The organism is Chryseobacterium lathyri (assembly GCF_030812195.1).
GTDB classification, from domain to species: domain Bacteria; phylum Bacteroidota; class Bacteroidia; order Flavobacteriales; family Weeksellaceae; genus Chryseobacterium; species Chryseobacterium lathyri_A.
Genome location: NZ_JAUSSF010000003.1, coordinates 759,382 through 774,206 on the forward strand (window position 1 = coordinate 759,382; position 14,825 = coordinate 774,206).

Genomic DNA, 14,825 nt, shown 5'->3' on the forward strand with positions numbered 1-14,825 from the left:
TTCAATGAACCATACAATATATTTAAAACCGTTCTATTTTCCAGAACGGTTTCATTATTTTTACACCACAAAAAAGTGAACATTACATGAAGAAAATAGAACAAAAAATTGATGAGGCCTTTAAAAACACTTTTCTGCTTCCCAGGGAAAAAACAGTCACCCAATTCCTGGTTGATGTTTTCAATTCCAAATATACATTCAGGGAAGATGATAAAAAAATTGAGGTGATCAGCTTGTATTACAATGCTTCAAGTCCTTTAAGTTCCCTATTTGTGTTGCCTAATTATGAATATTATTCTCCCGATAAAACTGTTCAGATCGCAGAGCTCCATTTGAAAGAGCATTCATTGAAAGACTATTCTCCTATTGATGTTCAGGAATTATGCAAAAAGGTACTGAACGAAAATAATATTGATTATTCTGCTTACCTTGATGAAAATAATCATTTGGATTATGCCCACTACTGGGAAAACCAATTCGGTCTGGAAACTGATTTCCTAATGAATTGCTGGAAAAATGCCAAAGAACAAACTCAGTCTAGGATGCTGGGGTTTTTAGAATCTTCAGACGGAGAAAGTGGCATGTTTGATCTGGATAATAATTTTGTGATTCCTTTTGATGTTGAGCTTGATGAATATCTTCAGTCGCATAGTTTTATTATTGAGAAAGAGAATTAACAACTGTAATAACTGAACTGCACCAACTATTAAAATCAATAATCACGGACTGGAAAAAACAAAACTGTATGAAAGACACCATGAAAAAAACCTTTAAATTCCTTAAACACTTAGAAAAAAACAACAACCGTGAATGGTTTACTCAGCATAAATCTGAATACGATTCCGTTATAAAAGAAAACAAAACTCTTTTCAATCAGATCTATACTGAACTTCAGGAATACGATAATTTAAAAGGAATCCATATTTTCAGGATTTACAGAGACGTCCGTTTTTCCAAGGACCCTACTCCGTACAAAACCAATTTCGGGGTTGGATTTTCCCGTTCAAAACCGATGCTGAGAGGAGGATATTATATTCAGCTGGAACCTGGTAACAGTTTCGTGGGTGGCGGTTTCTGGGGACCTGAGGCTAAAGATCTGCTCCGTATCCGTAAAGAATTCGAGCTCAATACCACAGAAATTGAAAAGATCACTTCTGATGAAACTTTCAAACAATATTTTGGAGAAATCAAAGGAGATACTGTGAAAACAGCCCCGAGAGGTTTTGATAAAAATCACCCTGCCATAGATCTAATCAGGAAAAAACAATTTGTCGTGATGCGGAAATTTACTGATAAGGAAGTTCTATCAGACAGTTTTCAGAAAGAAGCAGTCCTTACCTTATTAGCCATGCGCCCTTTTTTTGATTATATGAGTGAAGTGCTTACTACGGACTTAAATGGGGAGCCATTATATTAAAATAAATAATCAAATTGTTTAAAGATCAATTTAAGATGATTTCTATTTTTAGAATCCAGTTAATATTTTACTTATTTTTATATCCACCAAAATCATTACAAAATATTAATCATCATGAATTTAAAAACGTTAATCACACACAGTGTTCAGTACAATAATTGGGTAGTCAATAAATACATCGACTGGCTTTCCACAAAGTCTGATGAGCAGCTTAACCAGGAAGTTATTTCAAGCTTTCCAACGATCTTATCAACCTTGCATCATATCTGGCAGACGCAGCAGTATTGGTGGGCTTATATTGCGGAAAATGGCGATTTCGATTTTGCTGCAAATTCTGCTGCATTGACTAAAGAAGAAATTTTTTCTGGTATAAAAAACAACTCCCAGAAATTAATGGAGTACGTAGAAACCTTATCCGAAGAAGACCTGGCAAAAAACGTAAAAATTGAATCCCAATGGTTCCAGTGTGACTTTTCAAAATTCGAGTACATCCAGCATGTGATCGTTCACGGAACATATCACAGAGGACAGATCGTTACCATGGGGCGGAATGTCGGGATCACAGATGCTCCAATGACAGATTACAACTTCTGGAATGTCTATAAAAATTCAGAAGCAACATCTGAAGCATAACCCAATACCGGATATTTTATATTTTTCACCAAAGAATCAGGACAATGAATTCAAATCTTTCTGAAGAACCCATCATTTACTATCACGGCACAAAAGCCGATCTTAAACCCGGAGACCTCATCGAAATTGGTTTCAGCTCAAATTACGGCACCAAGAGAAAAGCAAAATACATTTATCTTTCCGCTACTTTGGAAGCTGCCATATGGGGTGCAGAGTTAGCATTTGGAGAGGGAAAAGAAAGAATTTATATTGTAGAACCGACTGGTCCTATTGAAGATGATCCCAATTTAACCGACAAAAAATTTCCCGGAAATCCCACAAAATCTTACCGGTCTCAACATCCTTTTAAAGTTATTGGAGAAGTTGAAGAGTGGCAGGGACATTCACCGGAACAGCTCAAGGCCATGAAAGATCACCTTGAAAAGCTAAAACAACAAGGCATTGAAGCTATTGAGGACTGATAAATACCATTAAAACATGACAGATCTTGAACCCTGGGAAGAAAAGTTAAAAACAATATGGAATCAGCTGGGCAAAATCCCCAATGATGATTTTATTGAAAAAATAAAACTGCATACGGACAAGCTCCACGATGCTTATCCTGCCATTGCAGATTTTGAAAGAGCCTGTGCCTACGATTCTACTGGCTTTGAAAAAAACGCAGAGCCGCTTTACAGATCTGCGTTAGAATTGGGTCTTACAGGATTACGGAGAAGAAGAGCCAGAATTCAGCTGGTAAGTACTTTACGGAATAATGGAAAATTTCATGAAAGCATAGAAATATTAAGAGAAGAAAAAGAAAGATATTCCGATGAGCTGGATGATGCCGTCAACGCATTTTTGGCGCTGTCGCTTTCCTCAGTCAACAATGATAAGGAAGCATTGTCTTTAGTTCTGGAATCACTATCCGTACATTTGCCGAGGTATAATAAATCAGTGTATAATTATTCCAAGGAACTCATCAAATAAACAATATCCCTGAATTGGGATAAGGATTAAAATAATTGGTTTCATGTATTTTCTTATCTCAAATTCAGATTAATATTTTTTACATTCATCAATTAAATAACTTCACAGACGTCCCTGTTCTGTTACTTTTCGTAATTTAACAGTCCGGACATGATTTCCATATCACCAAATATCACATTATGAAAACCAACAGCAATGTAAAGACAAAGCTTTCTATACTTCTGTGCTGTATCTGTCTCCTGCTCAATTCCTGTTCAGAGCCAGCTCCTGCATCAAAAATTGAAGATATTTCGGATTTAAAAGCCGAAATTGAAATCTACCAGAGTTTAACGGATGAAAATGACAACAGCATTTCTGTAATCCTGTATGATAAAAAAGGAAAAGAATTCGGCAATGATTCTGTGAAAATAACCGTCAACGAGAAAAAAGCAGAATACAAAATTATGCAGCAGCTGTATTACGGTAAAAACTACGATTACCGTGCTGAAAATGTACCTCCCAAAAATGACAGCTATGAGCTCCGGATCCAGCTGAGCAATGGAAAAAAGTTTTTTCTGTCCCGTATCCCTTCCCTGAAACTAAGCAGCTCGCGAAACATTATCTATAGAGAAAATGCACCATTGAACCAGGACTACTCTATACAATGGTCCGGGCTTCAGGATGTCAATGTGCTCTATCTATCCAAAAGTGTAAAAATTCAGACGAAAGAAAAAAGCAATATAGAAACCTTTGTAGAACAGGCTGCAGACACCATAAAGATTGGCCCTTCCGGAAATTACGCCATAAAAAAAGAAACATTCTCGAAGCCCGGCGAAACGCTGAGTATGATGAATTTTGAGTTCACAGCAGAGAAAGACGGCATAGTAAATCCTCAGCTTCTAAAAGGAAGCAGCGGCAAAATCAGGGGCTATCATGAGGAAAGAGTAAGTTTTAAATAGTACTTTAAAGCAATATGACGTTTTATTGCAAGATCATGACGAATTATGGTAGGGAAGAATGAATTTCTGGAATGGAAATAGTAAAATTTATAAAGCAAAACGTTCGTTCTTCAGAGCGTTTTTCTGTATTTTTACAAGTATTCAACGATAAATCCATACTATCATATGAGAAAAATAATCCTGGACCTGGCTGTCACTTTAGATGGATTCATTGAAGGTCCCAATGGCGAAACAGACTGGTGCATCATGGATGATGACATGAATTTTGACGGATTTCTGAACAGTGTTGATACCATCTTTTATGGAAGAGTAAGTTATGATTCCTGGGGAACGTATCAGCCGGAAGAAACCGCTGATCCTGAAGAAAAGAAATTTTGGCAATCCATTCATTCTAAAAATAAGTATGTTTTTTCAGGACAGAACAGAAAAGATCCAGGAGCCATTTTTATCAGCTCCGATATTGCTGAAAAAGTAGCTGAAATTAAGAAACAGAATGGAAAAGATATCTGGCTGTATGGCGGAGCAAGTCTTATTAAAACCTTTATTAATTCAGATCTTATTGATGTATACAGAATTTCAGTTCACCCCGTTGCTTTGGGAAGCGGAAAACCTTTGTTTGAAAACCTGAAAGAAAGACTGGAGCTGAAACTGATCACTACAAACGTTTTCAGATCAGGAGTGGTACAGCTTATCTACGAGCCAAAAGACCAATAAATTAAATCTCATAAAATATAATAATCATGGAAAAATACACAAAGTCTTCGGACGGACAGAATATTCATTTTAAAGAAAGCGGACAGGGAAACCCTTCCATCTTATTCGTACACGGATGGCTCGGCAATGCAGAATGGTGGAACAGCCAGCAGGAATATTTCAAAGACAGATATCATATCGTGCAGATGGATCTTGCCGGGCACGGAAAATCTGGCACCTCCAGAAATGAATGGACAAGCGCATTGTATGCAGATGATATCATAGCGGTAGCAGGCCAGATAAATTCTTCCGGAATCATCCTTGTAGGACATTCTATGTCGGGAGCCTATGTTCTTGAAGCGTCTTTAAAAATCCCTCAGGTAAAAGCGCTTATCCTGATCGACACTGTAAAAGATCTTGACGAAGCGTTCACTGAAGAACAGGCCGAACAGTTTTTATTCATGCATTACCGCAATGATTTTAAAAATGCCGTTGAAAATATTCTTCCTCAATATCTTTTTGCAGAAAAAACGCCATCCGATGTAAAACGCAGTCTTCAGGATGAGTTTCTTCAAAATACATCGGAAAAAGCCATTGATCTGCTCAGACCTTTGTATAAGAAAGATTACAGGGAAACGGCGTCCCAAGTTCAGGTTCCGGTAAGAGCTATCAATTCCGATAACTTCCCTACCAACATGGAGAATAACCGGAAATATTTAAAAGATTATAATTATACTGAAATAGCCGGGCTAGGCCACTATCCTATGCTGGAAAATCCAAAAGAATTTAACCGTATCCTTGATGACATTCTTAAAGAAATCAATGGGAAGCCTTAATACGAGTAAGTTGAACATTAATTAAAAGCCATGCAGAACACCAGAATTTATACTACTGCTTTTGCCAGTGTTTATCCTCATTATATTCAAAAAGCAGAAAAGAAAGGACGTACAAAATCCGAAGTTCATGAAATCATATTCTGGTTAACAGGATATGATGAAAAAAGTTTACAGGAAATTTTAGATAACAGAACAGATTTTAAAACATTCTTTGAACAGGCGCCACAAATGAATCCCAATGTTTCACTGATCAAGGGAGTCATCTGTGGATACCGTGTGGAAGATATTGAAGATGAACTGATGAGAAATATCCGTTATCTGGATAAACTTATTGATGAGCTGGCAAAGGGAAAGAAGATGGAGAAGATATTGAGAGAATAGGGCAGCCGTTCTGAACTAAAAATATAATTAAACTGAATCAAACTCTTCCTCAATTCAAGAAACTTTCCGAAATTTGTGGCCTGTGCGTTAAATATAATCAATGAAATAAAAATTTAAATCAGAACATACAGTAAAACTTAGTATAAGTTTTCTTCGGGGCAGGGTGAAATTCCCTACCGGCGGTTACAGTCCGCGACTCCTTTCTTTTGAAGGGACTGATTTGGTGAAATTCCAAAACCGACAGTTAAAGTCTGGATGGGAGAAGAAAATGAAACGGTCAGTAAGATTCCTTACAGGCTTATTATGCCGTATTTCATTTCCATGTACCGAAGACTATTTTAACTTTTAAAAGTAAAATAACATGGAAAAATTATTAGAACAATTTGGAGCAACCTCCACAGAACGTGTAGAAAATGCACTTCTAAAACTACAACAGGGAAAAGGAATTCTTTTAGTAGATGATGAAAACCGTGAAAACGAAGGCGATATCATCTTTCCCGCATCCACCATTACAGAAAAGGACATGGCACTTCTGATCCGCGAATGCAGCGGAATCGTCTGTCTGTGCATTTCAGAAGAGAAAAGTAAACATCTCAATCTCCGTCCGATGGTAGAGAACAACAACTCTAAAAACCAGACGGCATTCACCATTTCTATTGAAGCCAAAGAAGGCGTTGAATCCGGCGTTTCAGCAAGAGACCGGGTAACAACAATCAGAACTGCCGTGGCAGAAAATGCAGAAGCCGACCATATTGCAAGCCCGGGGCACGTTTTTCCATTAATTGCTAAAAAAGGGGGTGTTTTTGAGAGACGCGGACATACTGAAGGCAGCGTAGATCTGGTGAAAATGGCCAATCTCGGTGACGATGCCGTACTCTGCGAACTGACCAATGAAGACGGCTCTATGGCAAGGCTTCCGGAAATCGTGAATTTTGCCTCCCAAAAAGAAATGAGCGTCGTAACTATTGAAGATATTTACGCCTACCGCAAAATAATAAGCAACTAAAAATATATGTAACGCACAGAACCACCGCCCGATTTCATCGGGCGGCGGTCTTATTAAATATTCATTAAAAAATTAAAAAGTGGCTGCAGGAGCAGTTTCGTTATTCAGTTTTCTTTGGATTTCTGTTTTCTTTCCTTTTGAAAAATCAAAGCTTACGCCCAGAACAAACATGGACTTATTATTCATAATCTTCGTATGAACATTATAATCCACTAAACTTTCAGGAAGACTTTTTGTTTTATACTCCGAAGGCATCCCGATCCAGTACATTCCCGCCGTAAAATTCCAGTTTTTAAGTCTGTAACTGGCGAAGAGATGATTCTGGTTTTCATTCGTATTAAGGAAAGCACCGTTTAGTGTATACACCGGGACATTGACCATATACTGCACACCAAACGATTTGTATTCCGAGGATACTGAAAAATTATTAGCCAGGTAATCGTTTTTGATCAGCGCACCTTTACTCGTTCTTAAAGTCTCTGAGGTTGGTGTTAATACGGCTTTCAAAACAAGCAGACTGCTTCCGAACGGCTTATAAGAACCGGACAGCTGTACTCCATACCGCTGGGCATTTTTCCCGTTTTCGTAGGTCAGTGCATATCCTCCGAAAGTATCATCCAGAACATAATATTGATTGATGACACGATCCGTATACCGGTAGAAAAGGGTTGCATTAAAGTCAAACTTTTTATTATTAAAAGAATAAATTAAATTATTGGAGAAATTCTGCTGTGATTTAAGGAAAGGATTCCCCTTCTGGACAATATTCGGGGCAAGCTGTACCACATTACTGCTGAGCGCGCTGCTCCATGGGCTTGTAGGACTGTAACTGCTTGTCAGCCTTAGGCTTTGGTTACTTTTCAGCTGATAGCCCAGGATAACTTTTGGCGTGAATGACCATTCATCAAAGGTATTTGCCGCACTTTTATTATGAATATTGGTAAGTCCCGCTCCGATCCTGTAGCTAAATTTATCTACTTTTCCTGAAAACTCAGAATAAAAGTACTGTTCAAGGTAATTAACGCTGTACTGTGAATATCCTGCAAGATTATTCAGATCGTTGGAAATAGCAGTGCTTGAAATACGGTAGCCTGAAGAAAGCTTTCCTGCTTTAAAGTCATGAGTATGGGCAAATTCACCGACAAAATTAGTCTGCTCTGTTTCCAGGACCATATCATTGTCATACACTGAAATTCCGGTAGGAATGATCCATTCCCTGGCAGATTCAGTCGTGTTGGTCTTATAATGGGAGCCTACCACGTTTAAACTTAATTCATCCTTAGACCCTATCTTTTTGGAATAATACAGATCCAGTTTAGGAATCGTATAGCTGGAGCCACTATTTTTAAACATTTCGTGTTCTTCGCTAAAACTATCTTTTATAAAAACACTTTTTCCGGTTCCTTTTGAAAACCTGCTGAAAATATCCATATTCAGTCTAGTCTGGAAAACATAGTCATCAGGGACCATACGTGTATAGCGCAAAGCAATATTCTGAGAAGTATATCCAAAATGATCCTGCCTTTTCTCATCCGAACGGTAATACTCTCCGTTGAGCTTGTAATCATAGATGCTCTGAACTTTTCTGTTGTCATAATCCCTGAGATTAAGCGAATATTCCAATCCGAAATTATTCTTCCCTTTGGTAAAATTAGCATAGGAAGATGCATTCACAAATCCCGTAGTCAATCCCGACATTACATCTGCTCCGAAAACATATCCGCTTTCATTGGATCTTGTAATAATATTGATCACGGTTTCCGCTCTGGAAGCCCATCTCGCGGGTGGGATATCATAATATTCCACTTTCACCACCTCGCTTGGCACAACACTCCTGATCTGCAGGTCTGTGGCCTCTATCCCATTGATAAGGAACAGAGAAGTTCCGCCTTTTGTACTTATAATGGTATTGGAAACAGGATCCAGCTGCAGTTCAGGCAGCGTTTGAAGTAAGTCTTTTGCATACCTTGCTTTCTCCAAAGCTTCTTTATCAAAGGTGTAAACGGACTTGTCCGAAAACTGCTTTTTACGTTGAGACTTTAAAATCACTTCCTGGATTTCCTTTGTGCCCACCCCTAAAGTATCATTTTTCGTGCTCTCCTGCGAAAACACCAAAATCCCACAAAGAAAAAACACAGAATATATAGTCTTTTTCATAGTCAGAAATAAATTGTATTGATGAAAATAAGACATTCAATCTCTAACATTCATTACATGTATCTCAAGATTTAAAGGAAATAAAAGCAAATAACTAACCTATAGCAACTCATTTATCTTACCATATTTAATACTACATTAAACAAAAAGCTGAATTAAAGCTTCAGTTAAATCTTCTGTTGTATTAAGCTATATGTAAGAATGAACCATACATCAATATTATTAGTTTTGAATTAAAAATTAAATCATATTGAAATATTATTGGTTTTTTGCCTGCTTTTTGCTGCTATTTCTTTACATCACAAAATATAAAATCATGAAAAAATTCCTCACCTTAATTCCCTTTTTTCTGTTTTCAGAAGCAGACACACAGGAACTTCAGGCTGTTCCTACGGAGAAAATGAACATTATTAAAACCAACGTTACAGCTTATACATTTAGAAATATTAACCTGTCTTACGAAAGAGCGATCAACCAGTGGTTCTCTCTTAACATAGGTTTCGGAACAATGACACAGGGAAAAGTGCCATTCATTAATGCATTTTTGAAAGACGAAGATGAAAAAAGATTCCAAAATCTGAGAGTAAAGGCAACCAATTTCACGATTGAACCCAGGTTTTACATCGGAAGAGGCTACGGCAGGGGATTCTACTTTGCACCCTATTACCGGTATTCAGATGTTTCTTCCAATAGCTTTGACTTCTATTACGATTATGATGCTATCGATGGAAATACCTACCAGATCCCCCTCAAGGGACAGGGAAGCACCAGCGGAAACAGTGGCGGCCTGATGGTTGGCGTACAGTTTTTCCTTACCAGAAGCCAGAATCTGGTTCTTGATTTCTGGATCGCAGGTGCCCATTATGGTAGTGGAAAAGGTGACTTCACTATGACCAGCAATTATGTGCTGACTCCGGAAATGCAGGCACAGCTTAAGCAGGAAATTGAAAATCTTGATATCCCTTTTGTAGAGTATGCCGTAGAAACGAATCCCAATGGAGCAAAAGTAAAAGTGGACGGGCCATGGGCAGGCTTTAGAAGCGGGCTGTCGATTGGGTACAGATTTTAAAAATGATATTTACCATTTTTAAGCCGTTCTTAAAAGAGCGGCTTATTTTTTTACAAAATTTGTATCTTGCCTTTCTTTATACCTCTTCATTATCTACAAATAAATCTATGAATTCATCTCCAATAACTACCGCTCAAAGGATCAAAGCCATTGTAGGAGGATCTATCGGAAATCTTGTTGAGTGGTACGACTGGTATGCTTATGCTGCTTTTGCCATTTATTTTTCTCATTCATTTTTTCCGGATTCAGATCTTAACGCTCAGCTGATGAATACGGCAGGAATCTTTGCCGTAGGATTTTTAATGAGGCCAATCGGGGGCTGGATATTTGGAAGTATTGCCGACAAGGTTGGGAGAAAAAAAGCAATGACCTTTTCTGTGCTGCTGATGTCTTTTGGCTCGCTTCTTATTGCACTTACTCCAACTTATAAGACTATCGGAATTCTGGCACCTGCACTTCTGCTTCTTGCGAGATTACTGCAGGGACTGAGTGTTGGCGGAGAATATGGTGTTTCAGCAACCTACCTCAGCGAAATGGCATCGGAAAACCGGAGAGGCTTTTATTCAAGTTTTCAGTATGTAACACTTATAGGCGGGCAGCTGATTGCCTTAGGAATTCAGTTGATTCTACAGAAACTTCTTTTAACAGAGACCCAACTTGAGGAATGGGGATGGAGAATTCCTTTTGTGATCGGAGCATTACTGTCTGTGATCGCTTTATATTTAAGAGCCAATCTTCATGAGACTGAGGCATTTGAAAATAAAAAAGAAGTCAGTGAAAAGAAAAAAGGAACAGTCACCGAGCTTCTCAAACATCCTAAAGCCTTGCTTACTGTAATAGGGCTTACTTTAGGCGGAACCCTGGCTTTTTATACGTATACCACTTATATGCAGAAATTTTTAGTGAACACCGTACATCTTACCAAAGAGCAGTCTACCCTGATCTCTTTTATTTCATTATTTATATTTGCCTGCCTGCAGCCTGTTTTCGGAGCTTTGTCGGACAGGATCGGAAGAAGACCTCTTCTTTTAGGTTTTGGAATTCTAGGTACCCTGTTTACAGTTCCCCTTCTTACAGCGTTAAGTACCACAACTTCGATGTGGACCGCATTTTTCCTGATTATGGCCGCCCTGATCATTGTCAGCGGATATACTTCAATTAATGCTGTAGTAAAAGCAGAACTTTTCCCTTCTGAAATCAGAGCGTTGGGAGTGGGACTTCCTTATGCCCTTACAGTAGCTATTTTTGGCGGAACCGCAGAATATATTGCCCTTTGGTTCAAAAAGGCGGGAACGGAAGAATATTTTTATTGGTATATTACCGGATGTATATTATTCTCACTTATTGTTTATGCCGGAATGAAGGACACCAAGGAGACCTCAGCACTGGATAGGGATTAATAATTGTTCATAAAAAACCGGGCGCCGCAGATTCTCTGCGGCGCCCGTCTATATTGTTAGTGGTAAGCTTTCTTAAATTTCTCCACCATGCTGTCCAGGTTATGGCGTTGGACATATACACTCTTCACTTCCTGGTACCTCGGTGACTTATAAAAAACTTCATGGAAATCCATACTTCCGTTTCCTACCTTCACTACTTTCTGCACATCGATATTCAGCTTTTTCAGCTCGTCTTTAAAGACTTTAAATTCGTCTTGTATATTGTTCATTTATATTTTTGGATTTTAGTTAAAAAAATTATTTTATACTTAACACCCTTCAATTTTCTAGGGCATACTCTAAATTTATAATAAAAATAGTGAATTTTCCAATATAATCATCAGGTAAACACTATTTTTTTACTTAATTTAATGATTCTATATGAATTTTGCATTTTTTCATGTTTGTAAAATAATTTAAATTTTCGAAATCTTCCAGAAAATATATTTGAAAAGCCCGTTAATTCAGGGGAAATTCTGGATTCTTATATTAGAGAATATGTACATCTGCGATGTATCTCAAATTCAAATCTAAAGCAAGCCAAAACTTAACAGATTAATTCATAAATTCGAAACGGACAGTTAAAATTTCTTGACAGGAACCAAATGAAGGTTCTTTTTGTCCCTATTAAACAAATTAAAGATGAATAAAACTAACAAAGAACACTGGGAAAACGTATATGAGACGAAAAATCCGGGCGAAGTAAGCTGGACGCAGGAAAAACCAAAGACATCCCTTGATTTTATTCACTCCTTCAGTTTGGGAAAAGATGCCAGGATTATTGATATAGGAGGTGGAGACAGTAATCTCGTTGACTGTCTTCTTGAGGAAGGCTATGAAAATATTAGTGTTCTTGATATTTCTGTCAAAGCCCTGGAAAAAGCAAAAAAAAGGTTAGGAGAAAAAGCTGATAAAATAACCTGGATCGCTTCGGATATTACAGAATTTGAATCCCGGGAAAAGTATGATATCTGGCATGACAGGGCTGCTTTCCATTTTTTAACAACTCCGGAAGAGGTTTCCCAATATATTAAAATAGCAGGCAAAAGCGTAACCGGGTTTATGATTTTGGGAACTTTTTCCAAAAACGGCCCCGCAAAATGCAGCGGTCTGAATATTCAACAATACGATGATAAATCACTGCCTGCAAAATTTGAATCAGATTTTGAAAAAATAAAATGCCTGACAGAAAATCATACAACTCCTTTTGGTACGGTGCAGAATTTCGTCTTCTGCAGTTTTAAAAAAATTTAAGAGGTAAATTTTAAAGAATCATTAAGTATAATAGCTTTTCTCTTTTACTTCTTATTCTAAGCAAACCAATGCTTATTTTTCAATTCACAAAATCTTTTATTTTCGTAGTTTTTTCTAATAAAATTTAACACTATTTAGATCATTTAATAATAAAAAGCGTTTTTTGTTATTTATTTTATTATTTTTAATACACCATAATCTAATAATATAATTTATGAAAAAACTACTATTAATCATTGTTTCAGGCTTGGCCTGTGCAAATTTTTATTCACAGAAGTTAGAATTCCAGGAGTGCGGGACTGATGAATTAATGCGAAAACATTATGAAAGGCATCCGGAACAGAAGGCTCAGGACGATGCTTTTAACCTGGAATTATCCAAGCTGATCAAAAGCGGAAAATTATCCCGCACATTAAACAAGAACCAGGTATATGAAATTCCTATTGTTGTTCATGTGGTAGGCGATGGAAGTGCCATTGGAACAGTCAATAACAAATCTGATGCTGATATTATAGCATGGGTGAATTATACGAACGGAGTATTTTCAGGAAGCACAACCAGCGGAATGTCAGGAACCAGTGCTATATTGCCTGTAAAATTTGTTTTTGCCAAGGTGAATCCAAGCTGTAATCCCACCAATGGAATCAACAGGATCAATGCTTCTCATCTTCCAAAGTATGTGAGCGGAGGGGTGAATAATGATAATACCACAAATGCTGTAACCGCTTCTGAGATTACTGCTCTGGGAATGTGGGATACCAGTAAGTATTACAATATCTATGTCGTTAAGAAACTGGCATCCAATTCAGGAACCTTGAACGGATTTGCCTATTATCCTGGTGGCAGCAATGATTATTCTTTTATGTCTACAAGCGCTTCAGCAGTGAATGCACAGACTTTAGCTCATGAATTTGGGCATGCACTCGGCCTCCGCCACACGCATGAAGGTTACAGTGAATCCACCGGAGCCTGCCCTACAAATACAGACTGTACTCTTCAGGGAGACTTGGTATGTGATACCGAGCCTATGAAAAGCCTTTATCATTCATCTGTTCCTTATACCTGCCAGACAGGACAGGTTAATCCGTGTACCAGCCAGGTTTACGCTGGTGGTGAAAGAAATGTTATGGCTTATACATTCTGTTTCAGGAACCTATTTACCCAGGGACAGTCTGACAGAGCAACTGCACAGCTTCTGCAGTACAGACAGTCTCTGATCAATTCTCCGGTAGCGTCCTCAACTACCCCTAATAACAGTTCTGTTTTAACTGCAACATGCACTCCAACTTCTATGACAAATCCAGGTAACTTTAATATTGGAATTACTTCTGTGAAATTCGCAAATATTAATAACTACTCTGCCAATTACAAACAGGCTTCCAATAATTTCTATGAAAATTTTACAGGAAATTACTGCTCTGGTATTTCAAAAACTACAATTCCTTCCAATACTGCAACGGTACTTACAGTTGCCCCAGGAACCAGTAATCCTCATATTATCAAGGCGTATATAGATTACAATAATGACGGACAGTTTAATGAAACCACAGAACTTGTACTTAATCAAAGCGCAATCAGTAGCGGTTCTGTTGCTACCGCATCAGTGACTCCTCCTGCAAGTGCCGTAACTAATACACCATTAAGAATGAGGGTGATTGGTGAATTTAACGGAACAGCCGTTACTGCCTGCTATACTCCGAAATATGGACAGGTAGAGGATTATTCTGTCATCATTACCTCTCAGAATCTCTTGGCTACTGAAAGCGTAAACAAATCAAGCATTACACAAATTATCAAAGATGAGAGTTTTGTACAGGTAAAAAGTGATCTTAAAATCTCCGCCGTTCATATCTATGATGCTTCGGGAAGGCTTTTGACCAGCAGAACAGATATAAAATCCTCTGAATTCAGATTTCCTGTTAATGAAAAAAATTCCATCATCACTGTAACAGCAGTTTTGGAAAACGGGAAAGTGATCAATAAGAAATTAAAATTTTAAAGAACACCTTTTAAATACAAAAGAGAGCTTAAAG

At 37.8% G+C, this 14,825-nt stretch carries 16 protein-coding genes and 1 riboswitch; of the genes, 14 read left to right on the forward strand and 2 right to left on the reverse strand.

The window, feature by feature from the left end; translation table 11 throughout:
* Window positions 1–86: 86 nt before the first annotated feature.
* From J2T03_RS18680 to ribB, 10 genes are all read left to right on the forward strand, one after another.
* Window positions 87–677, forward strand: coding sequence for a hypothetical protein (locus J2T03_RS18680; RefSeq protein WP_307220850.1), 591 nt, complete (start codon window positions 87–89; stop codon window positions 675–677).
* Window positions 678–745: 68 nt separating this feature from the next.
* Entirely contained in the window at window positions 746–1,417 is a 672-nt protein-coding gene (locus J2T03_RS18685) for a DUF2461 domain-containing protein (RefSeq protein WP_307220851.1), read from the forward strand.
* A 114-nt stretch (window positions 1,418–1,531) separates the two neighbouring features.
* The gene (locus J2T03_RS18690) at window positions 1,532–2,050 is read left to right on the forward strand and encodes a DinB family protein (RefSeq protein WP_307220853.1); all 519 of its coding nucleotides are present in this window, start codon (window positions 1,532–1,534) and stop codon (window positions 2,048–2,050) included.
* A 44-nt stretch (window positions 2,051–2,094) separates the two neighbouring features.
* Window positions 2,095–2,511 (forward strand): NAD(+)--rifampin ADP-ribosyltransferase, encoded by a 417-nt coding sequence (gene arr / locus J2T03_RS18695; protein WP_307220855.1) that lies wholly within the window; start codon window positions 2,095–2,097, stop codon window positions 2,509–2,511.
* 16 nt (window positions 2,512–2,527) lie between these two features.
* Window positions 2,528–3,019: a tetratricopeptide repeat protein gene (locus J2T03_RS18700; RefSeq protein ID WP_307220858.1), complete on the forward strand. Its 492-nt coding sequence runs from the start codon at window positions 2,528–2,530 to the stop codon at window positions 3,017–3,019.
* A gap of 179 nt (window positions 3,020–3,198) precedes the next feature.
* Window positions 3,199–3,957, forward strand: a complete 759-nt coding sequence (locus tag J2T03_RS18705) for a hypothetical protein (RefSeq protein ID WP_307220859.1) — start codon at window positions 3,199–3,201, stop codon at window positions 3,955–3,957.
* Window positions 3,958–4,122: 165 nt separating this feature from the next.
* The gene (locus tag J2T03_RS18710; protein ID WP_307220860.1) at window positions 4,123–4,671 is read left to right on the forward strand and encodes a dihydrofolate reductase family protein; all 549 of its coding nucleotides are present in this window, start codon (window positions 4,123–4,125) and stop codon (window positions 4,669–4,671) included.
* Window positions 4,672–4,697: 26 nt separating this feature from the next.
* Window positions 4,698–5,486 carry an alpha/beta fold hydrolase gene (locus J2T03_RS18715; RefSeq protein ID WP_307220862.1) on the forward strand — a complete coding sequence of 263 codons (789 nt, stop codon included), beginning with the start codon at window positions 4,698–4,700 and terminating at the stop codon, window positions 5,484–5,486.
* 30 nt (window positions 5,487–5,516) lie between these two features.
* On the forward strand, window positions 5,517–5,867 hold the full coding sequence (locus J2T03_RS18720) for a DUF2200 domain-containing protein (RefSeq protein WP_307220864.1): 351 nt from the start codon (window positions 5,517–5,519) through the stop codon (window positions 5,865–5,867).
* Window positions 5,868–6,012: 145 nt separating this feature from the next.
* Window positions 6,013–6,138, forward strand: a riboswitch (FMN riboswitch).
* A gap of 90 nt (window positions 6,139–6,228) precedes the next feature.
* Window positions 6,229–6,873 (forward strand): 3,4-dihydroxy-2-butanone-4-phosphate synthase, encoded by a 645-nt coding sequence (ribB, locus tag J2T03_RS18725; RefSeq protein WP_307220866.1) that lies wholly within the window; start codon window positions 6,229–6,231, stop codon window positions 6,871–6,873.
* A 72-nt stretch (window positions 6,874–6,945) separates the two neighbouring features.
* Here the strand turns inward: ribB and J2T03_RS18730 are convergent, their stop codons facing one another.
* On the reverse strand, window positions 6,946–9,030 hold the full coding sequence (locus J2T03_RS18730) for a TonB-dependent receptor plug domain-containing protein (RefSeq protein ID WP_307220868.1): 2,085 nt from the start codon (window positions 9,028–9,030) through the stop codon (window positions 6,946–6,948).
* Between the two features lie 316 nt (window positions 9,031–9,346).
* Between J2T03_RS18730 and J2T03_RS18735 the strand changes: the two genes are divergently transcribed.
* Both J2T03_RS18735 and J2T03_RS18740 read left to right on the forward strand, forming a co-directional pair.
* A complete protein-coding gene (locus J2T03_RS18735) occupies window positions 9,347–10,099 on the forward strand; it encodes a DUF3575 domain-containing protein (protein WP_307220870.1) in 753 nt (250 codons plus the stop codon).
* A gap of 107 nt (window positions 10,100–10,206) precedes the next feature.
* The gene (locus J2T03_RS18740; protein WP_307220872.1) at window positions 10,207–11,499 is read left to right on the forward strand and encodes an MFS transporter; all 1,293 of its coding nucleotides are present in this window, start codon (window positions 10,207–10,209) and stop codon (window positions 11,497–11,499) included.
* A gap of 56 nt (window positions 11,500–11,555) precedes the next feature.
* Here J2T03_RS18740 and J2T03_RS18745 read toward each other — a convergent pair whose 3' ends face one another.
* On the reverse strand, window positions 11,556–11,768 hold the full coding sequence (locus J2T03_RS18745) for a hypothetical protein (RefSeq protein WP_306845124.1): 213 nt from the start codon (window positions 11,766–11,768) through the stop codon (window positions 11,556–11,558).
* A 412-nt stretch (window positions 11,769–12,180) separates the two neighbouring features.
* On the opposite strand from J2T03_RS18745, the gene J2T03_RS18750 reads away from it, so the two are divergent.
* Together J2T03_RS18750 and J2T03_RS18755 are read left to right on the forward strand one after the other, a co-directional pair.
* Window positions 12,181–12,792, forward strand: a complete 612-nt coding sequence (locus J2T03_RS18750) for a class I SAM-dependent methyltransferase (protein WP_307220874.1) — start codon at window positions 12,181–12,183, stop codon at window positions 12,790–12,792.
* A gap of 214 nt (window positions 12,793–13,006) precedes the next feature.
* Window positions 13,007–14,791, forward strand: coding sequence for a M43 family zinc metalloprotease (locus J2T03_RS18755; RefSeq protein ID WP_307220876.1), 1,785 nt, complete (start codon window positions 13,007–13,009; stop codon window positions 14,789–14,791).
* Window positions 14,792–14,825 lie beyond the last annotated feature (34 nt).